The sequence below is a fragment of the Bacillus sp. FSL H8-0545 genome, from assembly GCF_038006105.1.
GTDB classification, from domain to species: Bacteria; Bacillota; Bacilli; order Bacillales; family Bacillaceae_G; genus Bacillus_A; species Bacillus_A cereus_U.
Genome location: NZ_JBBOUO010000001.1, coordinates 3,059,930 through 3,081,791, shown reverse-complemented (window position 1 = coordinate 3,081,791; position 21,862 = coordinate 3,059,930). Strand labels below are relative to the sequence as shown.

The following is a 21,862-nucleotide window of genomic DNA, read 5'->3' as shown; positions in this document are numbered from 1 at the left end:
ATCCTTAAGAATGGCAATACAACTTTAGAAATGAGGGATTCCGATGCCGTTTTTAGGAAGTGTATATCAAATATTTGGATTATATCCAGAAATTTATCATGCGATGATTTCAGCAGAGCTGCAAGAAGAAGCTCAAAAGGAACATATCGATAATAATAGTACAGAAATTGAAGCGGAAGAATAAAGCGCAGATGAACATCTGCGCTTTTTTTATTGTCTTAGGTGAAAATACTGTTTGCAATTTGTAGGGAAGTTAATCGGTCTAACAAGATAAGATGAATAATTATTTCTATATAACGAATCGACTGGTTTTATCTTGTTTGTATATGGGGATTTCATTGAGTCTGATGTATAAAAATGAATTCCGAAATAATATAAAATGTATTGAAATGGGAATTAACAGTGTTTTCAAGTGGTATCGTATATTTTGGAATACTATTTTTTTATAATTATTCGATGTGGGTGAATTAATTATATTGTTGACAATATAATTAATTGTGTGATAAATTCAATCAATCTTCTAAAAACATGCTTGTTAACAAGCGTATTTTTAGAAGATTGATTTTTCTGATTTTTAGGCATGTAATTTGTCGAGTTTATATAGGGAGTGAAAGTAAAGTATGAATATTATTAATGTGTAATAGCAACAGTAATAAAGATTGTAATGAGTAAGGGATAATTTTGAAAAAGAGGTTTCTACGAATGAGTTTATTTATAAAGAAAGCAATGAATGAAGAAAAGAAAAACGTGTTACAGCAAACTTTAGGAGCAATTGATTTAACGCTTTTAGGAATTGGAGCAATTATTGGTACAGGCATTTTCGTATTAACAGGTATTGTAGCAGCGAAACATGCTGGTCCAGCAATTGTATTATCTTTCATGTTAGCTGCAATTGTATGTGCTTGTGTAGCTTTTTGTTATGCTGAATTTGCATCTACAGTCCCGGTCTCAGGAAGTGTGTATTCGTATACGTATATGACATTAGGTGAGATTTTTGCTTTTATAGTTGGCTGGTGTGTTATGTTAGAGTACTTATTAGCTACTTCTGCGGTGGCGGCGGGATGGTCAGCCTATTTTCAGTCATTGCTACTAGGGTTTAATATTCATATTCCGGCAATCGTTGCTTCTGCACCAGGGATGGGGAATGGCGGGATTATCGACTTGCCAGCGGTTATTATTATTTTAGTTGTTACATTTTTACTAAGTCGTGGTGTGAAAGAAAGTGCACGTATAAATAATATAATGGTTATTATCAAACTGGCTGTTATTTTAGTATTTATTATTGTAGGAGCAAACTATGTAAAGCCAGAGAATTGGCAGCCGTTTCTTCCTTTTGGATACCATGGTGTTATTGGAGGAGCTGCTACTGTATTTTTTGCCTTTTTAGGTTTCGATGCAGTTGCAACAGCAGCAGAGGAAGTGAAACGCCCACAACGTAACGTTCCAATTGGATTACTTGTCTCTTTATGCATTTGTACAATTCTTTATGTTGGTGTTTCATTCGTGTTAACTGGAATGGTTCCATTTACGGATCTGAATGTAGCTGATCCAGTAGCATATGCACTGCGTATTGTAGGAGAGGATAGAATTGCTGGTCTATTATCAGTTGGAGCGATAGCTGGTTTAACAACAGTTCTGTTAGTTGCTATGTTCGCATTTGTTCGAGTATCATACTCGATGAGCCGAGATGGATTGTTACCAAAAAGATTTTCGAGTGTTCATAAACGTTATCAAACACCATTTTTTAATACATGGATTACGGGTATTCTTGCGGCTGTATTAGCAGGTTTATTGGACTTGAATTTGTTGGCAAATTTAGTGAATGTGGGAACGATAACAGCTTTCATATTTGTATCTATAGCTGTAATTGTATTAAGGAAGACACATCCTAATTTGAAAAGACCGTTCCGTGCTCCGTTAGTTCCATTCTTACCTATACTTGCGATAGTAAGTTGTTTATATTTAGCATTAAATCTTTCTAAAACCACTTTAATCAGTTTTGCAATTTGGGTTATTGTAGGTATTTTTATTTATTTTATATACGCGAAAAAACATAGTAAGATTAGAAATAAAGTATAAGGTATTACAATGATGGTTGTAGGCTAAAGTTTTTTTTACCTATAGCCATTTTTATTTGTGCACACCTTATTTTCGTGTTAACATAAAGCGAATTTTTTAAGGGAGAGAAAGAAATGAAATGGATTTATTTTATTGTTATCAACGTTATAGCATTTAGTATGATGGGGCTTGATAAGCGAAAAGCAAAGAAAAAGCAGTGGAGAACGCCAGAAAGTACGTTGTTTTTATCAGCTGCAGCTGGAGGGGCGGTTGGAGCTTGGATTGGTATGTATATGTTTCATCATAAGACACATAAAAGTAAATTTATCTTCGGTATTCCAGTGCTCGTTATTATAACAGTAGGAGTGTTTTTATACATATAACGGATTTGCAAGAGGAATGTCGAAAGAAATGCAGATTGAATATTGGTAAAGTAAGTATGTGAGACCTTATAATGAAGAAAAAAAGAGAAGAGGAGAACAGGGAAGATGGGGAGTCAAACAGCAGAGCAAAAGCAGGGGATTATATATGCGGCGGGTGCGTATACGATGTGGGGAGTTCTTCCGATTTATTGGAAATGGGTGGAGGAAGTACCGGCGGATGAAATATTAGCACACCGCATCGTTTGGGCATTTGTTTTTATGTTGTTAGTTTTAGGAGTAACGAAGAGGTTTCGTCAGTTTGGTGGGGAGTTAGTGGCCCTTTTTAAACGACCTAAATTATTAATGTCATTAACAATTGCTTCGATACTTATTAGTGGAAACTGGTTTGTATACATATGGGCCGTAAATCATAACCATGTAATCGAAGCAAGTCTTGGGTATTATATTAATCCACTTATAAGTATTTAACTTGGTACAGTTGTTTTAAAAGAGAAGCTTAATTTTTGGCAATATGTTGCGGTTGGCTTAGCTGGATTAGGCGTTGTTATTTTAACGATACGTTTCGGATCAATTCCATGGGTTTCTCTTTCACTTGCTTTTTCATTTGGATTATATGGATTAACGAAAAAATTATTAAATTACGACGCAACAATTGGGCTTACGATGGAAACGATGTTAGTGACGCCATTTGCACTTATATATTTGTTTATGACAGGAGTTCATGGCTTTGGTTCGTTCGGTTCTATTTCGGCAATATCAACGTTTCTTTTAATAGGGGCGGGTATTGTTACAGCGTTACCACTCTTTTATTTTGCTAAAGGAGCACAACTTATTCCGCTCTATATGATAGGATTTTTACAATACATCGCGCCGACTATTAGTTTAATTTTAGGTGTGTTCGTTTTTGGTGAACATTTCACATCTACTCATATGATTGCGTTTTTCTGTATATGGATTGCTTTATTTGTCTTTTCAATGGCGAAAACAAAGTTTCTACTACAGAAACAACCAAAATTTATTAAAAATAAATCAGCAAAAGTATCATAATGCGTAGTATTTTCTACGCATTTTTCTTTATACTTATATTATATAGAAATTCCATTATAGTCAGTGAGGAGCTGAAAAACATGGAAACAATTTTACATAATGACCCACTTATAGCAGCTGTAATTTCTTGGTTTTTAGCACAGTTAACGAAAGTCGTTTTTAAATTAATAAAAACAGGCGAGTTTGATTTTGCTAAGTTCTTTGCTTCAGGTGGAATGCCAAGTTCGCATGCGTCGACTGTTACTGCACTTGCTACAGGTGTCGGAGTGGTGGAAGGTGTGGAGAGTCCAATATTTGCGGTTGCCGCTATTTTTGCCATTATTGTTATGTACGATGCTTCAGGAGTAAGGCTTGCGGTTAGTAAGCAAGCGAAAATATTGAATGATTTTTTTCATGGTAGACAAACAGAATATAAAAAGTTAAATGAGCTCGTTGGACATACACCCTATCAAGTTGTTGTTGGTGCACTATTAGGAATTGTTGTCGGGGTTGGGTATTGTTTGTAAGCAGAATGTGTGTAATACACGTTCTGCTTTTCTTTGTTTTCATACATATTTAGCTAAGTTTTCGAATATCGTATACGGACTTAGAAAGGGTGGGTGAGCGGTGTGCTACTATATGACAAAGTGCGTGAGGAGATAGAGCGGAGAACGACTGCACTTCAAACGATGCAAAGGCAAGACGGAACGTGGTCATTTTGTTTTGAAGGAGCTTTACTAACGGATTGTCATATGATTTTTTTACTCAAATTATTAGGGCGAAATGACGAAATAGAACCGTTTGTGAAAAGGTTAGCATCTCTTCAAACAAATGAAGGGACTTGGAAATTATATGAAGATGAAAGGGGAGGGAATTTATCCGCCACGATTCAAGCATATGCTGCTTTACTTGCTTCGGAAAAATATTCGAAAGAAGATATGAATATGAGGCGAGCTGAAATGTTTATTAAGGAACACGGGGGAGTTTCTCGTGCTCATTTTATGACGAAATTTTTATTAGCGATTCATGGAGAATATGAATTTCCTGCGCTTTTTCACTTTCCAACGCCAATCTTATTTTTACAAGATGACTCCCCCCTCAGTATATTTGGGCTAAGCAGCTCAGCGCGTATACATTTAATTCCGATGATGATTTGTATGAATAAGAGATTCCGTGTAGAGAAAAAGTTATTGCCAAATTTAAATCATATTGCAGGCGGGGGTGGGCAATGGTTTCGAGAGGAGCGGTCTCCGCTGTTTCAATCGTTTTTAGGTGATGTGAAAAAGGTAATATCTTATCCATTATCGTTACATCATAAAGGATACGAAGAAGTAGAGCGCTTTATGAAGGAGCGTATAGATGAAAATGGAACTTTGTATAGTTATGCGAGTGCTACGTTTTATATGATTTATGCTTTGCTTGCATTAGGGCACTCTATTCAGTCTCCAATTATTGAGAAAGCTGTGACAGGATTAAAATCTTATATATGGAAGATGGACAGAGGAAGTCATTTGCAAAATTCTCCTTCTACCGTATGGGATACCGCTTTACTTAGCTATTCATTGCAAGAAGCTAAAGTTACAAATGAAAATAAGATGATTCAAAGGGCGACAGAGTATTTATTGCAAAAACAACAAACTAAAAAGGTAGATTGGAGCGTACATGCATCATCACTTGTAGCTGGCGGTTGGGGATTTTCAGATGTTAATACGACGATCCCTGATATAGACGATACTACGGCTGTCCTTAGAGCGTTAGCGCGAAGTAGAGGGAATGATAGAGTAGATAAGGCTTGGGGAAGAGGCGTGAAATGGGTAAAAGGATTGCAAAACAATGATGGAGGCTGGGGAGCTTTTGAACGAGGGGTAACGAGCAAGTTACTATCGAATTTGCCGATTGAAAATGCGAGTGATATGATAACCGATCCGTCCACACCAGATATTACAGGTAGGGTGTTAGAATTATTCGGAACGTATGCACCGAATGAATTGTCTGAAGAGCGAAAAAAGAAAGCTATCAAATGGTTAATGGATGTACAGGAACAGAATGGATCATGGTATGGAAAATGGGGGATATGTTATATATACGGGACATGGGCAACGATGACAGGCTTACGTGCAGTAGAAGTGCCTTCTACTCATCCATCGCTGAAAAAAGCAGCTTCATGGCTCGAGCATTTGCAGCATGAAGACGGAGGGTGGGGAGAATCCTGTCAAAGTAGTGTAGAGAAAAAAATTATTTCTTTACCCTTTAGCACGCCGTCACAAACAGCGTGGGCACTTGATGCACTTATTTCTTACTACGATCAAGAAACACCGATTATTCGAAAAGGAATTTCATATTTGCTCGCGCAGTCTACTATGAATGAAAAATATCCTACTGGTACAGGGTTACCGGGTGGCTTTTATATTCGCTACCATAGTTATGGGCATATATATCCGTTACTTGCTTTAGCGCACTACGTAAAGAAATATAGAAAATAAACCGAGAGATACTCTCGGTTTATTTTGATGGGTAGTAGGTCCCTGTTGAAAAGAATAAGGAACGTTGTAGTGCCTTATTTTTCTGTTGATTGGCGTTTTTGACGTGCATCAGCGGCATTTGCACGTGCGTTTGCATCTAAGTCATTGTGGTCAGCGAGTTCGCGAGCGAACTCAACATCAATGCCATCGGCAGCTTTGTTTCGATTTACATTCTTTTTTTTCATTCGACACAATCTCCTTGTGTTTTATCCCGCATAAACGGGTAGTAAAACTCCCACCTCAAAATTCAGATGGAACAAAGAAGCTAGGTGGGAGATTAACTGCCCGTAAATGCCCGATTGGTGAGGGCTAATAATCAGTGGGGGATGAACAAACCCCCCACTGATTAAAGTTTCACTTTATGCGACGTTGCAAAGTTAGTTTGACACAAATAGACTTTTTTATACAAAGAGGATTTGGAAAGCAGAGAGCCGAAATATACAATATAACTAATAGAAATGGGGGATAGGGATGGACTTGTTGAATGGGAAAACAGCTGTTGTAACGGGTGCTGCGCAGGGGATTGGAAAAGAAATCGCACGAGTTTTTGCAAAACTAGGGGCTAAAGTATTAATTAGTGATGTAAATGAAGAGAAGCTACAAGAAACGACACGTGAATTATCAGATGAAGGGTATGATGTGAGCTTATATCGATGTGATGTGAGTAATCAAAATGAAGCGAAGTCGTTAATTGAATATGCGGTGCAAAAATTTGGTACATTACATATTTTAGTGAATAACGCTGGGATTACAAAAGATGCAATGTTACATAAGATGGAGAAGTCTGCTTGGGAACAAGTATTACAAGTGAACTTAACTGGCGTTTTTTATTGTATGCAGCCAGCACTTCTTTATATGAGACAACAACAGTATGGACGGATTATTAATATTTCTTCTATTAGTAGGGAAGGAAATATTGGACAAGCAAATTATGCGGCTACAAAGGCAGGGGTTGTAGGCTTAACAAAAACAGCAGCGAAAGAGGTTGGAAGTTTTGGTATTACGTGTAATGCGATTTGTCCAGGGTTTATGGATACTGATATGACAAAAACAATACCGGATAAAGTAAAAGAGAAAATGGTTGGAGCGATTCCAGTTGGAAGAATCGGAACACCGGAAGATATTGCAAACGCAGCTGCCTTTTTAGCATCAGAGTATGCGTCTTACATTACAGGAGAGGTATTAAATGTGAGCGGTGGGTTGCAAGTGTAAATGAATACATAATGAAAAGAACCTGACCGAGTAGGTCAGGTTCTTTCTCGTTAATTTAAGTTAATCCAAACGCTCTTCACTTCTGTATAGTTGTTCAGCGCGTAAGATCCCATTTCGCGGCCAAGGCCAGATTGTTTAAATCCTCCAAATGGAGATGCTGCATCAAAGACGTTATAACAGTTTACCCATACTGTACCTGCACGTACTTTGCTTGCAATATAATGTGCAGTTTTTACGTTTTCTGTCCATACACCAGCCGCTAAGCCGAATTGTGATTTATTCGCACGATCAATTACTTCATCAATATCGTTAAACGGTAATGCAGAAATAACTGGACCGAAAATTTCTTCTTTAGCGATTGTCATCTCATCATTTACATCAGCGAATACTGTAGGAGAAACGAAGTAACCTTGGTCGAATGGTTTGTTTCCTCCGCAAAGTACTTCAGCACCTTCTGCAATTCCTTTTTCAATATAACCCATTACACGTTTTTGTTGTTCTTCAGAAACGAGAGGTCCGATTGTAGTTTCTGGATTTAGACCAGCACCTTGATTTAATTTTTTTGAATATAGAACGAGATCAGCCATGACATTATCGTACATTTTCTTCGGAATAAATAAGCGTGACCCAGCGCAGCACACTTGTCCTTGGTTAAACATAACACCAGAAAGGGCAGCAGGAATCGCTCGAGATAAGTCAGCGTCTGGTAAAATAATGTTTGGCGACTTACCACCAAGCTCTAATGTAACGCGTTTTAACGATTCAGATGCTTGTCTCATAATTTGTTTGCCGACTGGAGTAGAGCCTGTAAATGCAATTTTATCTACGAGTGGATGATTAACGAGAGCTTGTCCAGCTGTTTCACCGAATCCAGGAACGATGTTAACAACGCCTTTCGGGAATCCAGCTTCTTCAATTAATTCAGCTAAGTATAGAGCGGATAGTGGAGTTTGTTCTGCAGGTTTTAAAACGATTGTACATCCTGTTGCAAGGGCTGCGCCCATTTTCCACATTGCCATAAGAAGTGGGAAGTTCCATGGGATAATTTGACCGACAACACCAACAGCTTCATGGCGTGTATAGTTAAAATATTCACCAGAAACAGGGATTGTTTGTCCAACGATTTTTGTAGCCCAGCCAGCATAATAGCGCATATGTTCAATTGCAAGAGGAACGTCTGCTGCTAAAGTTTCGCGGATTGGTTTTCCGTTATCTAAAGTTTCAAGCTGTGCCAGCTCTTCTTTATGCTCTTCCATTAAATCAGCGAGCTTGTACATAAGACGGCTTCGTTCAGCAGTGCTCATGCGTGACCAAGGACCTTCATCGAAAGCCATTCGAGCAGCTACGACAGCTTTATGAATGTCTTCGCGACCAGCTTCAGCAACGATAGCGAGTGTTTCACCAGTTGCTGGGTTAGGAGTTTTAAACGTTTTCCCGGAAGCGCTTTCGACAAATGATCCGTTTACATATAATTTCTTTGTGCCTTGAAGAAATTTCTCTACCTTTTCATGAAGATTTACAGCTAGTTGACTCATTGTATAACCCCCTTGAAAATATAATTTAAACGCAGTACGAGACGGCGTTTATTCCGAAATCAAGGATGTGGGAACTAGATGAAAAGCCTCTACTTAAAATCATAAATAAAAAATGCTGAAAATTCAAATTTCATTTTCATTACAATTGTAAAAAATATGTAATGAAACATTGTATTCTATATAATTACAAAAAATCCTGCGCGTTTTTGTTTTCTAGTAGGAAAAACTAGAAAAACAGTGGTACAATTATACATCGTGAGAGGAGGGAGAAAATGAAGAATTATCATGATGATCCGCGCTTTCGAGTTGCCCATAGAGAAGCGTTAATTGGTCTTGGATTAGCTATTATTAATTTTATAATATGGTATGGATTTGCTTATGGGCTTGGAAGTAAGGATCCGAGTGAATATACATATGTATTAGGTTTTCCAGCATGGTTTTTTTATAGCTGTATCGTTGGATTTATCGTAATGGTTATTTTGCTTATTTTAGTTGTTCGTTTTTTATTCCAAGATATTCCACTCGATGAGGAAGAAAAAAGTGAGGAATGATAGATGAATTGGTATGTAATAATCCCAATGATAATTTCTTTTATCGTTGTGTTTTTAATTGGTGTATATGCATCAAGACGTGTACAAGCAACCGCTAATAATAAATTTTTACAAGAATATTTTCTTGGTGGGCGTGAACTTGGTGGTTTATTATTAGCTATGACGATGATTGCTACGTACGGTAGTGCAAGTAGCTTTATCGGCGGGCCTGGTATTGCTTACAATATAGGTCTTGGATGGGTGCTGTTATCAGCGATTCAAGTTGTAACAGGATATATCGTTTTAACGGTTATCGGTAAAAAGTTTGCTATTATCGCTAGGAAGATGGAAGCAATTACGCTTATTGATTATTTAAAGGGCAGATACAATAATAAAGCGGTAGTTGTTCTTTCTGCGTTATGTATTATAATCTTTTTGTTCTCAGCAACAGTAGCCCAGTGGGTTGGCGGCGGACGATTAATTGAGTCGCTAACAGGACTTTCCTACACAACGGCACTATTTTTATTTACATTTTCTGTACTTGTGTATGTGTTAATTGGTGGATTTCGTGCAGTCGCTTTATCAGATACGTTATTAGGAATCATTATGTTAGTCGGAACAACAATCATTTTGATTGCTACTGTCATTGCTGGTGGCGGAGTTGAAAAGATTATGCAGGAACTTATTCAAATTAATCCGAATTTAATAACACCGTTCGGAGCGGATGGAAGTTTAACGAAATCATATGTCACATCATTTTGGATTTTAATTGGAATTGGTGTCGTTGGATTACCGCAAATTAGTGTGCGTGCTATGTCTTATAAAAATTCAAAAGCTATGCACCAAGCATTAATCATTGGAACGGTTGTCGTCGGTACAATTATGATTGGTATGCATTTAACAGGTGTGTTTGCAAGAGTAGTCCTTCCAGGCATAACGGTACCAGATAAAGTAATGCCGCTACTCGCGATGGAAGTGTTGCCACCTTGGTTAGCTGGAGTTTTCTTAGCTGCACCAATGGCAGCGATAATGTCTACTGTGAACTCATTATTATTACTTGTAAGTTCGTCAATTATTAAAGATATATATGTGAACTACATAAATAAAGATGCAGCGGCTAGTACGATAAAAAAAGGAAGTCTGTGGATTACTGGTATCGTAGGACTGCTTGTTTATGCAGCGGCTATTAAACCACCAGATTTTTTAATTTGGTTAAATTTATTTTCTTTCGGTGGTTTAGAAGCAGCGTTCATTTGGCCGATTGTGTTAGGGTTATATTGGAAAAAGGGAAATGCAACTGGAGCTCTCGCATCTATTTTAGTTGGAGTAGGTTCCTATATGTTTATTCACCTTTGCTATCCTAATCCATTCGGTATACATACAGTTGTTTTCCCGATTTGCTTTGCATTTATTGCGTATATAATTGGTAGTATGAGTGCTGTGAAAAAAACAATATAGGTTAGGTATAGAGAGGGTGTCCCAAAGGTCATTAAAAGTGAACTTTGGGACACCCTCTTCTTAAGCGGTTATAATTTTAAAATCATTTACATACCTTACATGGGTATAGTAATATTGGTTTGGTGAATCGATATTACAGATAGTTAATTTTAAATCGAAAGAGGGAGGTAAGAATGAATGGATGACTTGATCATGATTTCTTATGAAACATGTTGTAACAAATAAGAAAACGAAAGTAAATATTTATGAAACAAGTAACTTTTTGGGATTAGCATGTAGCGACAGATTTCCTTTATCAAAATGATTTTGAACAATATAAACGGGATGGGGGATTGACAAGATTTGATTTTGCATTCTCTCGTGATAACGCTCAAAAAGTTTCTGCACAGCATAAAATGCTTGAACATAGTAAGGAATTATTTGAATGGGTTGAAAATCGAGCTTATTTCTACGTTTGGGGAGATAAGGAACATATGGCGAAGGACGTCAACGAAGCGCTTATTACTGTTATTGAAAAAGAGGGTACAATTGCTTGGGATGAGGGCAAAGCGTACCTTAAAGATATACAGAGGCAAGGATATGATCAACCTGATGTGTATTAAAGGAAATATGTATTAATCTTTGGAAATAGATGTTTTTAAAGAGTGCTCCACAGATTGATTGAGGTTACAGACAGCCCATTCAAAGATGCTCATCTAAAATACGAGCTGAGTTTTGATTAAAGAATATTTATTGAATAAATATAAAAATAACTTAAAAGGATGTGAAATTTGGTATGAATAAAAAAGAAAAAATGATTAAATTAGCTGTTAACGGTGGAATATCGTTCGGTGCAAAATTAAATGCCAAACAACTGGCTGTAATAGCCGATTATATGAATGAGGGTGATGAACTGGAGTTGACAACTTTCCAACAACTTTATCTAAATGTACCTGAAAGTAAAATAGAATTAGTAAAAGTAAACTTTAAGGAAGTGGGATTGTCCTGTTACCCAGTAGGGAATTTCGTAAAAAGCCTAAGAACCTGCAATTTTTGTAAAGGTGCAGAAGAAGAGGGAATGCCGGTTGCGATTGAGCTAAATAGACAGATAGCAGGAAAACCCGTTCCCTATACGCTTCGGCCAGCTTATACTGGATGTCCGATTGGATGCGGTGAACCTTTAATCAATGATATCGGAGTCATGAAAGTAAGAAATGGATATGATTTATTTATTGGAGGAAAAGCAAAAGGAAAGGATGCCCAAACGGGTACTTTATTGATGGAACAGCTAAATCCTGAACAACTTTATGAGGGTGTTGAAAAAATCATTGATATTTATGCTGGACACGGTAAGAAGAGAGAAACATTTTTAAAATTTATTAATCGTTTTGGATTAGATAATCTTAAAAAGCAAATTTTTGGATAAAGTTATTAATCTGAAAAGTTCACTTTCTATCCTGGTTTCATCGGTCATTACTGGAATGCCAATCGTCAGCAATATAGGGCTAACATTTAATATATTTGTGGCGTGTATTATGATTCGCAGTGGGGATGTAGAAGATAACTTGAATATGCGTGGAGCATACTTGTACGTGATCAGCGGTACGCTTGGTTCCATTGGTACTTTAGTTGCTGCACTGCTTACCACGCTCTTTGGCAGGGACTGGGTAGGATTCACTCACAAGTGTCAGTGCTGCCGCACTTGTATTACGCAGAGGTTACTATATTTTGAAATCCGGGCTCCATATCCTGATGGAAGGAGCATCACAAAATATAGATGTCGACGATGTGGTTAAAACAATCCAAAAAATGGAGTTAAATACGTTCATAACTTGCATATTTGGTCGATTACAAGCAGGTTAAATGTGCTTTCCAGCCGTTCAGTTGTAGATGACCAAATGTCTATCGCGGAAAGTGAAGGATTGCTCCAGCAAATCGAACATACCTTGAACACCACAATATTCAATATATGAAGATTCAGTAAGAAATGCCTGCCTATCAGGACATCACAACTAACGTCATTAAAATCTAGTATGTTATATTATTAGATTACTTAATTGAAAGGAAGCGCTAGATGTATAAAGGTTTTTTAATAGATGACAAAGTAAAAACTCCCCTGGGGAGTATATTAAATCATGAGTCTCTTAAAGAGACATTAGTCCTAGATCAGCAGATTCTGCTTCCTAAAACAATGGGGAAAGGGATAATCGAGCGAACAACAATTAAAGAAGGGATGGAAGTCATTATTTCAGATATAGAACTGTCACAAAATCTGACCGTTCAAATTGGGGAAGAATGTGAAATGTTTGAGCTAAATTATTGCTTAAGCGGAGAAACAATATGTAAAGTGAATGATAAACAATTAAACATCTATAAGCCGATGAGCAATGCTTGTTATTTTTGCGATACGAAAGTTCATTTGGAAACAAAAGCAAATATTCGAAGTCACACAGTCGAAATCCGTATGTCTCCTGATACCCTTCTTAGTTATTTTGATTGTGAAGAGGAAAAAAAAGAAATACAAGAAATTTTGCAAAAGCAAAAGGGTAATTTAACATCTTATCAGCTTTCGCCTTGGGTAAAAAAATGTGTCTTTGAAATTCTTCATTGTCCCTACAAAGGGGGAATGAAGAAAATATACTTCGAAGCAAAAGCGATGGAATTAATCACCCTGTTTTTCCAATGGAATGAAAATTTACTCCAGTCGAAGGAGCATTTAGTACTTCCAGAAGACATAGAAAGACTAAAACAAGCGAAAGAAATTGTGCTGACTCATTTAGATCAACCTTACTCCATTAATGATTTGGCGAAAAGTGTTGGTTTAAATGAATATAAATTAAAGCTTGGTTTTAAACAGCTATTTGGTACAACCGTATTTGACTTAATTAGAAGTCAGAGGATGAAAAAGGCAGCATGGCTAATGGAAGTAGAGGGCTTCAACGTTAGTGAAACGGCTGCCACTCTTGGCTACAGTAATTTTAGTAATTTTACAGTTGCCTTTCGAAAACATTTTGGAATTAATCCAAGTGAATACTTAAAGAATTTTAAAACAACCAATCATAATATTATTCGTTAATAAATGTTTAGATTTCTAGTATTTGGAGGTCTTTTTAGAATTTTAAATACATGCATTCTTTCTATGGGTTTATGTGATTTCCCTACTTTTATAGGTAAAAGATATCCGTTAACAGGTAGTATACATTGATAATAAAAATTATTATCAATGTATAGACGCATCTTTTTATAAAAGAAAAGGAATGATGAATCATGGAATTTATAAAATGGGAAGAAAAACAAATTTATAAAGCTATTTCTTCTAAAAAATACTCAAAAGTTATCGAATTTACACATTTTCTTGAGAAGGTTTTGAAGAACAAATGCCCTTTCGGATTATTAATGGTGAAAGAACAAGAGGACGACATACAAGATGAAAAAGAATCGTTAAATGCATTAACTAATTGGTTAAAAGATAACAAACCTCTCATGGGAAAATATTGTTTAGGAATAGCTATGGTTGTTAATGATGAGGAAGAGTTTCAAAAGCATGAGGCCGTTGCCTCAAAAATTACCTCCAATATTTATGGATGTCCAGGAGCCATGTTCAATAATGCAGAAGAAGCTTTTGAATGGTTACAGGATCAAATTGTGAATTTGAAATAAAGTCGTACTTTTTATAAAAATTAATTTTGTAAAATCAGCATATAACAGCTTATGACGGTTTTGCCATCCCGTTGTACTATACGCACCTTTACCATAAATGATGCGGTCCATCTTGTTTTTTTGTTGCTTCTATCTGGTTATCTAACCACGTAGTTGTTTCCTCGTTGATATGTGCAGTAGATAACTCTTCCATTTTTGAATCACATTATTATCCCACTGTATATAAAATAAAAAACTATTTTAAATTGATGGATATGGCCCGTGTAGGGTTGCGTTTTTTCATATAAATTTGTTCTTTTTTATTCTGTATATGTATGGCTATTCATAAATTAATAACAATTGATGGGATGGAGTTGAGGTCTATGAAAAAAATATTATTTTTAGGAGACCCAGGAATTGATGACTCTTTAGCAATTATGTATGGATTGTTACATCCTGATATTGATATTGTTGGTGTCGTAACGGGATATGGAAATGTAACACAAGAAAAGGCGACAAGTAATGCGGCGTATTTATTGCAAATGGCAGGGCGAGAAGATATACCTGTTATTAATGGTGCGAAAATTCCTTTATCCGGAGATTTTGTGACGTATTATCCGGAGATTCACGGAGCAGATGGCTTAGGACCAATTAAGCCTCCGAAAGCCTTTTCTCCAAATATAAAATCATTTTGTGCATTTTTCGATATTCTTGAAAAGTATAAAGGAGAATTAATCATTGTTGATGCTGGCAGGTCAACAACATTGGCGACGGCATTTATTTTAGAAAAACCGATGATGAAGTACGTGAAAGAATATTATATAATGGGCGGTGCTTTTTTAATGCCCGGAAATGTTACGCCAGTCGCGGAGGCAAATTTTCATGGAGACCCAATTGCATCACAATTAGTTATGCAAAATGCAAAAAATGTGACATTAATACCGCTTAACGTTACTTCAGAAGCGATTATTACACCGGAAATGGTGAAATATATTACGAAACATTCTAAAACGAATTTCAAGAAATTAATAGAACCGATTTTCAATTATTATTATAAAGCTTATAAAAACCTGAATCCTAAAATAACAGGAAGCCCAGTGCACGATGTAGTTACGATGATGGTAGCGGTAAATCCATCTCTTTTAGATTACGTGTATCGCCGTGTTGATGTCGATACGATTGGAGCTGCAAAAGGAGAGAGTATCGCTGATTTTCGCCCGCAGCCTGAAGCGAAAGCATTGAAAAATTGGGTGAGAATTGGTTGGTCATTACATTATAAAAAGTTTCTTGAGGATTTTGTGAAAATTATGACGTAGACATAATAGGAACATGCAAGTTAAAATAATGGAGATGATTATTTAAATAATCATCTCCATTATTTTGTTTTTAAGAGATAAATAGAGAAGAGTTACACAATAGGAGAGGAATTTCACTTGAAAAAAACTATAGTATGCGCAGTGATTGTGGGTATTTTTGTTTTGCTGATATCGGGTAACTTTTTAGTGAAAAAGGTGTGGAGTTCAAATAATGATGATGCGCAGTACATCGCATCCTTTATTGAAGAGCATAAAAATGAAAAAAATAGCGCTCTTCTAGTAAAGAGAAATGATAAAGTTGTGTATTCTGTAAATCCAGATGTTGTATTGCCAGTTGCTAGTACGATGAAGTTAATTGTGGCGCTTGAATATACGAAACAAGTTACAGAGGGGAAAATCGATCCGTCTAGTTTCGTTTCAATTAATGATGTGAATCGTTATTATGTGCCGAGTACAGATGGTGGTGCACAAGATAGATGGCAAAATTATTTACAAAAAAAAGAAAAGATAACTGAAGGAGCGGTTTCTTTAGAAGAAGTTGCAAAAGGAATGGTTAAGTTTAGTTCTAATGCAAATACTGAATATTTAATGGAGGTATTAGGATTAGACAATATTAATCGGAATTTACAAAGTTTAGCGCTTCCTGCACATCAACCGCTATTTCCGATCGTTTCATCTTTATACATTCCGGGATATTTGCATAAAGAATTACATGTTCCAAAATATAAAATAGAGAAAAAGTTAAAAGAAATGTCTCAAGAGCAATATCGTGAATATGCTATGATTATTCATGAACGCTTAAAAAAGAAGGGACCATTATTACAGAAGGAAATTCCTCTATATTTAGAGGAACGTTACGACAAAATTTGGTCGGATAGATTGCCGGCTGCTTCCGCTAACGATTATATGGTACTGCTTCAAAAGGCAAATCATCAAGGTGGTCTTACAGAAGCGGAAGAAAAAGTGTGGGCGAATATCGTCGAAACAGATATGAGTGCAAAGAAATATCGTAAAACATTCAGGCATGCCGGGCAAAAGAATGGTTATACACCATGGACGGTAACAAAAGCTGTTTATGCAATGGATAAACGGGGAAACTGTACAGAAATTGTTTTCTTGGCAAATAATTTAAATGAAGATGACAGTGCTGAAATACGTAAACATTTAGCAAATCTACACTTCCAAGTGTTGCAAAGTGATAAGTATGATGCGACTTTTATTAAGTAAACTCGGTGCTATGAGCGCCGAGTTTATTTTTATGTACAAGCACTTTTTCACCATCCCTGGGTATGATGGGTAGTAACACTTAGGCGAAAGGGGAAAAGGTGATGAAACAGAGTAAAGAAGAGTTTATTAAGAAGGAAGGCGCTGATTTCCCTGGGAAAACATATGTAGATTGTGTATTACAGCACGTATTTAATTTTCAGCGTAATTATTTATTAAAAGATATGTTTCAAGTGCATAGGGCACATATTACTATGTTAACTGAAGAAAAGTTGATGAAAAGAGAAGAAGCGAAAGTTATATTAACCGCACTTAAAAAAGTAGAGGGGATTCCAAAGGAGAAGTTGCTATATACAGAGCAACATGAAGATCTTTTTTTCTTAGTTGAACATTTGCTTTCTCAAGAAGCAAAGTGTGAATTTGTAAGTAATATGCACATCGGTAGAAGTAGAAATGATATGGGTGTAACGATGTATCGCATGAGTTTACGGCAATTTGTATTACGGTTAATGGAACATCATTTATTGCTGCAAGAAAGTATGCTGGAGCTTGCCGGTGAACATATGGAAACAATTATGCCCGCGTATACACATACACAACCGGCGCAGCCGACAACATTTGGTCATTATGTTTTGGCAATTTACGATACGATGCAACGAGATTTAGAAAGAATGAAAAAAGCGTATCATCTTGTAAATCATTCTCCAATGGGGGCAGCTGCCCTTTCTACAACAAGTTTTCCTATTAAGAGAGAACGAGTTGCGCAGTTACTTGGGTTTACAAATGTAATTGAGAACTCATATGATGCTGTTGCTGGAGCGGACTATTTATTAGAAGTTAGCTCGTTACTAATGGTTATTATGACGAATACGAGTAGATGGATTCATGATTTTTTACTATTAGCGACGAAAGAATATGATGGGATTACTGTAGCAAAGCCATATGTGCAAATAAGTAGTATTATGCCGCAAAAACGAAATCCCGTTTCAATTGAACATGCCCGCGCTATTACGAGTAGTGCTTTAGGGGAAGCATTTACTGTATTTCAAATGATTCATAATACACCATTTGGCGATATTGTTGATACGGAGGATGACTTGCAGCCGTATTTATATAAAGGAATCGAAAAGGCGATTCGTGTTTTTTGTATTATGAACGCAGTTATTCGAACGATGAAAGTAGAAGAGGAAACGTTAAAAAGTCGCTCATATAAACACGCGATTACGATCACAGATTTCGCAGATGTTTTAACGAAAAACTATGAAATACCATTTCGGCATGCACATCATGCAGCAAGTGCGATTGCGAATATGTCATTGGAACAGAAAAAGGAGTTACATGAATTAAATTTCAAAGACATAAATGTATACTTACAAGAAAATTTGAAAGTAAATTTATTAGAAGAAGAGTGGAAAGAAATTATATCACCAGAAGCTTTTATTCAAAAAAGAAATGTATATGGTGGACCGAGTAAAAAAGAAATGGAGCGTATGATTAATAAACGTAAAGAATCGTTTCGAAAAGAAGAAGAGCTATTTGAGAAGGAAAAGAAGAGAGTGTTGCATGCTGAAAATGATTTGAACACATTAGTTTCAAATATTATCGAATCGTAAAAGAAGGATTTAATGAATTAATCGCCAATACTTTATTTAAATATAAATTGAGGGAAGAGATTGTCGATGATTCAATTGCATGTATATGAAGATGTTCTCCGTTTTAAAGAAGATGTTACATCATTTTTAGGAGAGAACGAGCAGGGAAATAATTTAATATTAGGTGTATTGCAAGTTGTTCAAGAACCGATATTTATGGGGGTAGCGAAACAAGGAGAGGAAATTGCGGTTGTATTTCTTCAAACAGAAGAGAAGATACAAATGATTGTTGCAACTTCTGAAATTTCGGAAGAGGATATAGCGGAACTTGCAAAGGAGTTAACGAAAGTATATCCGGATATTCCTGGTTTCATTGGTAATAAGAAAGTCATACAGAAGTTAGCTGAAGAGATTGCGATATTAGAACGGAAAAAAACTACACTTGGAATGGAACAAGGTGTATATGAATTAAAACGAGTAAAGAAGAAGTGGAGCGGAGATGGAATTTTTCGAGCAGTAAATAGTGATGAGCTGCCATTAATAGAACAGTGGATATATCAATTTTGTGAAGATGTGAAGCTTCCTACTACGAAAGAAGAAGCAAAACAAACTGCATATACACTAATAACTACTAACCGTCTATTTGGTCTGGAGGTGGGCGGAAAACTAGTCTCTGTAGCTGCAAAAACGAGACCGACTACAAATAATATAACAGTCAATTTCGTTTATACGCCGAAAGAGGAACGAAAAAAAGGATATGCATCTATTTGTGTAGCCGAACTTAGTCAACGTATGCTAGATGAAGGCTACAAAACAACGACATTATATACCGATCTAGCAAATCCAACGTCTAATAAAATTTATCAAGAAATTGGTTATGAGAAGATTATGGAGTCGGTACTTATATTTTTAGAGAAATAGAACAAAAAGGCGCGCTAATTTAGCGTGCCTTTTCGTTATTCATCAATTCGAATAACCTCGCCTTGCGGAAAGTCTTCAGTCTCTAGTAAGTTACGAATAGCTTTCGCAACATATTCAGGTGACAGTAGCTTTCCTTTTTCTTTTAATGCGGTGAAGCGGTCTAAGTTAATAAAGTCTTCCTTATTTGTTTCACGAATTTGTGCTTGCATATTTGTATCAACAACACCCGGTGCAAAAGCGACAGTTTTTACAGGATATTCTTTCTCCACTTCTTCAGTAGCTACGCACTGTGTAAACATATTTATACCGGCTTTCGTTGTACAATAAGCTCCCCATCCGAAATAAGGATTTTTTCCTGCACCAGATGAAATATTTATAATGCGTTTATCTACTTTCCAGTCTTTCGTCTGTTTCATGAAAGTGGAAGTAAGGATCATCGGTGCAATTAAATTAATATGAACGTTCGTAATGAATTGTTCACTTTCTGATTTTTCGATGGGTTTTATTGGTGCAACTGTGCCTGCATTATTAATTAAATGAATCGATGAGACATTGTCTTTTTGAATAGATGAAAAGACTTCGTTAAAATGCGTTTCTAAATTATGTACATCTTGAAGATCTATGGAATGGAAAATACAATTGCTGTTGTTTTGCTCGGCGATTTTTGTAAGCTTTTTATTTTCTCTCCTAGAAATAGAGATAACGGTTGTATTTTCTTCTAACAATTGCACGGCGATTGCCTCACCTAAACCTTGTGAAGTTCCTGTTACGATAACGTAGCGCATAGTGTAGAAAACTCCTCTCATATGTGTGGGATTTTATTGGACAACGTATACAGTATAGCATCATTATTATTAATTCTTCACTTCTAACAACCGGTAAGATTGTTACGTTTAGTATTTCTGAGGAGAGGGAAAATGAATATTCCCTATATGTTAGACTAATGAAAAGGAGTGGGAAATATGAGACATAAAATGGGACTATATAATGAGCCTTTTCAATCTATTTATTCGGGTAAAAAAGTATTTGAAGTTAGATTGTATGATAAAAAGCGTCAACAAATAAAACATGGTGATGAAATTGTATTTACCAACCTTATGACGGCAGAAACAATTATTGTAAAGGTAACAGAGGTAAAGCGATACGAGAGTTTTAAGGAAATGTACGAACAAATTGATAAAAAATTATTTGACCGTGAAAATGTTAGCTTAGAGGAAATGTTAGAAAGTACATACAAAATCTATACGAAAGAACAAGAAAAAGAATGGGGAACAGTTGCGATTGGTGTTGAGGTAATAAAGTGAGAAGAAATCGCGGTGCAGCTATTATTGTACAGGACGGTAAAATCGCTCTTATAAAACGTGTTCGAGAAGGTGAGATGTATTTTATTTTTCCAGGCGGGGGAATTGAAGAAGGAGAAACACCTGAAGAAGCAACGAAGCGAGAGATTTATGAAGAATTAGGGGTACATATACAAGTGGAGCATCTGATTGCAAAGGTGAAGTATAAAGGTACGGAGTATTATTATAATGCCCATATTATAGGTGGAGTTTTCGGAAGTGGTAAAGGCGAGGAGTTCGAGTTGAAAGATAGAGGGAGTTATATTCCTTTATGGATGCCGATAAATGAGTTGCCAAATGTAAATATAAAACCGTATGATGTGGCCCAAAGTGTATTCGATTATTATAGGAAATAAGGTCTGACAACATACAAAAAAAACCATTGACATAGCCTTCTGATTTAAGTATTGTATTCGAGTATGTTTATAATCAGGAGGTTTATATGAGCAATCAAACTACTACACATCATGTGAAAATGACAACAGCAGATCCATCTGGAATTGGTCTATTTGGATTAGCGATGGTAACACTTGTAGCATCATCTCAAAAGTTAGGCTTAACAGATGGCGTTTCACTTGTATTACCATGGGCAATCTTTTTAGGAGGATTTGCACAAATCTTTGCATGCATTCACGATGCAAAGCATAACAATACGTTCGGTACAACAGCATTTGGTGCGTACGGCCTATTTTGGTTAGGTGTTGGAATGACTTGGTTAATTCAACTTGGAGTATTTGGCGAAAAATTAGCCCAAACTGCAGATTCAAAACAGCTTGGTGTAGCCTTTATCGGATACTTGATTTTCACGATTTTTATGACAATTGGTGCAATGGAAACACATAAAGTATTATTTATGATTTTCGTCCTTATTGATTTCTTATTTATCGGTCTTTCATTAAGTACTTTAGGTGTTATGCCGCACGCAATGCATAATTTAGCAGCGTATTCTGAACTATGTATTTCATTATTATCTTTCTATGGTTCAGCAGCAGCTGTGTTAAATACACACTTCGAAAAAGTTGTATTACCAGTTGGAAAACCATTTGGTATTTTTAAAAAGTAATAAAAAGGAACAGATGATTGTATAGTCATCTGTTCTTTTTTTATGGAATAAAATAAAATAACAA

The 21,862-nt window shown here is 36.1% G+C and carries 23 protein-coding genes and 1 pseudogene; 21 read left to right on the top strand and 3 right to left on the bottom strand.

Translation table 11 applies throughout. The annotated features are described in order from the left end of the window. The first annotated feature begins 43 nt into the window (after positions 1-43). From MHI07_RS16130 to MHI07_RS16105, 6 genes and pseudogenes are all read left to right on the top strand, one after another. Entirely contained in the window at positions 44-184 is a 141-nt protein-coding gene (locus MHI07_RS16130; RefSeq protein ID WP_002111095.1) for a phosphonate ABC transporter permease, read from the top strand. 518 nt (positions 185-702) lie between these two features. Beyond that, a complete protein-coding gene (locus MHI07_RS16125; RefSeq protein ID WP_002111094.1) occupies positions 703-2,079 on the top strand; it encodes an APC family permease in 1,377 nt (458 codons plus the stop codon). Between the two features lie 113 nt (positions 2,080-2,192). Then, entirely contained in the window at positions 2,193-2,441 is a 249-nt protein-coding gene (locus tag MHI07_RS16120) for a DUF1294 domain-containing protein (RefSeq protein WP_199660862.1), read from the top strand. 105 nt (positions 2,442-2,546) lie between these two features. After that, a pseudogene (gene rarD / locus MHI07_RS16115) lies at positions 2,547-3,488 on the top strand (EamA family transporter RarD). A gap of 80 nt (positions 3,489-3,568) precedes the next feature. Then, positions 3,569-3,994, top strand: a complete 426-nt coding sequence (locus tag MHI07_RS16110) for a divergent PAP2 family protein (protein WP_002111092.1) — start codon at positions 3,569-3,571, stop codon at positions 3,992-3,994. Between the two features lie 102 nt (positions 3,995-4,096). Beyond that, on the top strand, positions 4,097-5,950 hold the full coding sequence (locus tag MHI07_RS16105) for a terpene cyclase/mutase family protein (RefSeq protein WP_340825059.1): 1,854 nt from the start codon (positions 4,097-4,099) through the stop codon (positions 5,948-5,950). Positions 5,951-6,024: 74 nt separating this feature from the next. On the opposite strand, the gene MHI07_RS16100 is transcribed toward MHI07_RS16105, so the two are convergent. Continuing rightward, positions 6,025-6,174, bottom strand: a complete 150-nt coding sequence (locus MHI07_RS16100) for a YfhD family protein (protein WP_340825056.1) — start codon at positions 6,172-6,174, stop codon at positions 6,025-6,027. A gap of 286 nt (positions 6,175-6,460) precedes the next feature. On the opposite strand from MHI07_RS16100, the gene fabG reads away from it, so the two are divergent. After that, positions 6,461-7,201, top strand: a complete 741-nt coding sequence (fabG, locus tag MHI07_RS16095; protein WP_002111090.1) for a 3-oxoacyl-ACP reductase FabG — start codon at positions 6,461-6,463, stop codon at positions 7,199-7,201. A gap of 50 nt (positions 7,202-7,251) precedes the next feature. On the opposite strand, the gene dhaS is transcribed toward fabG, so the two are convergent. After that, positions 7,252-8,736, bottom strand: coding sequence for an aldehyde dehydrogenase DhaS (gene dhaS, locus MHI07_RS16090; protein WP_002160956.1), 1,485 nt, complete (start codon positions 8,734-8,736; stop codon positions 7,252-7,254). Positions 8,737-9,008: 272 nt separating this feature from the next. Between dhaS and MHI07_RS16085 the strand changes: the two genes are divergently transcribed. The 11 genes from MHI07_RS16085 to MHI07_RS16040 all read left to right on the top strand — a co-directional run bounded on the left by MHI07_RS16085 (position 9,009) and on the right by MHI07_RS16040 (position 19,395). Further along, positions 9,009-9,287, top strand: coding sequence for a YhdT family protein (locus MHI07_RS16085; RefSeq protein WP_016105808.1), 279 nt, complete (start codon positions 9,009-9,011; stop codon positions 9,285-9,287). A gap of 3 nt (positions 9,288-9,290) precedes the next feature. Then, positions 9,291-10,724, top strand: coding sequence for a sodium/pantothenate symporter (gene panF / locus MHI07_RS16080; protein WP_340825054.1), 1,434 nt, complete (start codon positions 9,291-9,293; stop codon positions 10,722-10,724). A 332-nt stretch (positions 10,725-11,056) separates the two neighbouring features. Further along, positions 11,057-11,326 (top strand): hypothetical protein, encoded by a 270-nt coding sequence (locus MHI07_RS16075; protein WP_340825052.1) that lies wholly within the window; start codon positions 11,057-11,059, stop codon positions 11,324-11,326. Positions 11,327-11,499: 173 nt separating this feature from the next. Continuing rightward, a complete protein-coding gene (locus tag MHI07_RS16070) occupies positions 11,500-12,129 on the top strand; it encodes a nitrite reductase (protein ID WP_340825049.1) in 630 nt (209 codons plus the stop codon). Between the two features lie 439 nt (positions 12,130-12,568). Then, a complete protein-coding gene (locus tag MHI07_RS29405; RefSeq protein ID WP_445661758.1) occupies positions 12,569-12,676 on the top strand; it encodes a hypothetical protein in 108 nt (35 codons plus the stop codon). Between the two features lie 101 nt (positions 12,677-12,777). Continuing rightward, a complete protein-coding gene (locus MHI07_RS16065; protein ID WP_340825047.1) occupies positions 12,778-13,779 on the top strand; it encodes a helix-turn-helix domain-containing protein in 1,002 nt (333 codons plus the stop codon). Between the two features lie 191 nt (positions 13,780-13,970). Further along, a complete protein-coding gene (locus MHI07_RS16060) occupies positions 13,971-14,363 on the top strand; it encodes a hypothetical protein (RefSeq protein ID WP_340825045.1) in 393 nt (130 codons plus the stop codon). A 362-nt stretch (positions 14,364-14,725) separates the two neighbouring features. Beyond that, a complete protein-coding gene (locus MHI07_RS16055; RefSeq protein ID WP_078181153.1) occupies positions 14,726-15,658 on the top strand; it encodes a nucleoside hydrolase in 933 nt (310 codons plus the stop codon). A gap of 117 nt (positions 15,659-15,775) precedes the next feature. Then, positions 15,776-16,885 carry a serine hydrolase gene (locus MHI07_RS16050; protein WP_002111085.1) on the top strand — a complete coding sequence of 370 codons (1,110 nt, stop codon included), beginning with the start codon at positions 15,776-15,778 and terminating at the stop codon, positions 16,883-16,885. 101 nt (positions 16,886-16,986) lie between these two features. Then, on the top strand, positions 16,987-18,495 hold the full coding sequence (argH, locus tag MHI07_RS16045) for an argininosuccinate lyase (RefSeq protein ID WP_340825044.1): 1,509 nt from the start codon (positions 16,987-16,989) through the stop codon (positions 18,493-18,495). A gap of 66 nt (positions 18,496-18,561) precedes the next feature. Continuing rightward, the gene (locus MHI07_RS16040; RefSeq protein ID WP_340825043.1) at positions 18,562-19,395 is read left to right on the top strand and encodes a GNAT family N-acetyltransferase; all 834 of its coding nucleotides are present in this window, start codon (positions 18,562-18,564) and stop codon (positions 19,393-19,395) included. A 35-nt stretch (positions 19,396-19,430) separates the two neighbouring features. On the opposite strand, the gene MHI07_RS16035 is transcribed toward MHI07_RS16040, so the two are convergent. After that, the gene (locus tag MHI07_RS16035; RefSeq protein WP_340825042.1) at positions 19,431-20,180 is read right to left on the bottom strand and encodes a (S)-benzoin forming benzil reductase; all 750 of its coding nucleotides are present in this window, start codon (positions 20,178-20,180) and stop codon (positions 19,431-19,433) included. Positions 20,181-20,357: 177 nt separating this feature from the next. Between MHI07_RS16035 and MHI07_RS16030 the strand changes: the two genes are divergently transcribed. From MHI07_RS16030 to MHI07_RS16020, 3 genes are all read left to right on the top strand, one after another. Beyond that, positions 20,358-20,699, top strand: a complete 342-nt coding sequence (locus tag MHI07_RS16030) for an ASCH domain-containing protein (protein WP_016105802.1) — start codon at positions 20,358-20,360, stop codon at positions 20,697-20,699. After that, positions 20,696-21,091 (top strand): NUDIX hydrolase, encoded by a 396-nt coding sequence (locus MHI07_RS16025; RefSeq protein ID WP_340825040.1) that lies wholly within the window; start codon positions 20,696-20,698, stop codon positions 21,089-21,091. Before MHI07_RS16030 ends, MHI07_RS16025 begins: the two co-directional genes overlap by 4 nt. A gap of 86 nt (positions 21,092-21,177) precedes the next feature. Then, positions 21,178-21,798: an acetate uptake transporter gene (locus tag MHI07_RS16020; protein WP_002111076.1), complete on the top strand. Its 621-nt coding sequence runs from the start codon at positions 21,178-21,180 to the stop codon at positions 21,796-21,798. Positions 21,799-21,862 lie beyond the last annotated feature (64 nt).

Excerpts from the sequence above, each read along its gene's own strand:
- MHI07_RS16130 (WP_002111095.1), top strand. The coding sequence starts at position 44 with ATGCCGTTTTTAGGAAGTGTATATCAAATATTTGGATTATATCCAGAA.
- MHI07_RS16125 (WP_002111094.1), top strand. The coding sequence starts at position 703 with ATGAGTTTATTTATAAAGAAAGCAATGAATGAAGAAAAGAAAAACGTG.
- MHI07_RS16120 (WP_199660862.1), top strand. The coding sequence starts at position 2,193 with ATGAAATGGATTTATTTTATTGTTATCAACGTTATAGCATTTAGTATG.
- MHI07_RS16110 (WP_002111092.1), top strand. The coding sequence starts at position 3,569 with ATGGAAACAATTTTACATAATGACCCACTTATAGCAGCTGTAATTTCT.
- MHI07_RS16100 (WP_340825056.1), bottom strand. The coding sequence starts at position 6,174 with ATGAAAAAAAAGAATGTAAATCGAAACAAAGCTGCCGATGGCATTGAT.
- fabG (WP_002111090.1), top strand. The coding sequence starts at position 6,461 with ATGGACTTGTTGAATGGGAAAACAGCTGTTGTAACGGGTGCTGCGCAG.
- dhaS (WP_002160956.1), bottom strand. The coding sequence starts at position 8,736 with ATGAGTCAACTAGCTGTAAATCTTCATGAAAAGGTAGAGAAATTTCTT.
- MHI07_RS16085 (WP_016105808.1), top strand. The coding sequence starts at position 9,009 with ATGAAGAATTATCATGATGATCCGCGCTTTCGAGTTGCCCATAGAGAA.
- panF (WP_340825054.1), top strand. The coding sequence starts at position 9,291 with ATGAATTGGTATGTAATAATCCCAATGATAATTTCTTTTATCGTTGTG.
- MHI07_RS16070 (WP_340825049.1), top strand. The coding sequence starts at position 11,500 with ATGAATAAAAAAGAAAAAATGATTAAATTAGCTGTTAACGGTGGAATA.
- MHI07_RS16065 (WP_340825047.1), top strand. The coding sequence starts at position 12,778 with ATGTATAAAGGTTTTTTAATAGATGACAAAGTAAAAACTCCCCTGGGG.
- MHI07_RS16060 (WP_340825045.1), top strand. The coding sequence starts at position 13,971 with ATGGAATTTATAAAATGGGAAGAAAAACAAATTTATAAAGCTATTTCT.
- MHI07_RS16055 (WP_078181153.1), top strand. The coding sequence starts at position 14,726 with ATGAAAAAAATATTATTTTTAGGAGACCCAGGAATTGATGACTCTTTA.
- argH (WP_340825044.1), top strand. The coding sequence starts at position 16,987 with ATGAAACAGAGTAAAGAAGAGTTTATTAAGAAGGAAGGCGCTGATTTC.
- MHI07_RS16040 (WP_340825043.1), top strand. The coding sequence starts at position 18,562 with ATGATTCAATTGCATGTATATGAAGATGTTCTCCGTTTTAAAGAAGAT.
- MHI07_RS16035 (WP_340825042.1), bottom strand. The coding sequence starts at position 20,180 with ATGCGCTACGTTATCGTAACAGGAACTTCACAAGGTTTAGGTGAGGCA.
- MHI07_RS16030 (WP_016105802.1), top strand. The coding sequence starts at position 20,358 with ATGAGACATAAAATGGGACTATATAATGAGCCTTTTCAATCTATTTAT.
- MHI07_RS16020 (WP_002111076.1), top strand. The coding sequence starts at position 21,178 with ATGAGCAATCAAACTACTACACATCATGTGAAAATGACAACAGCAGAT.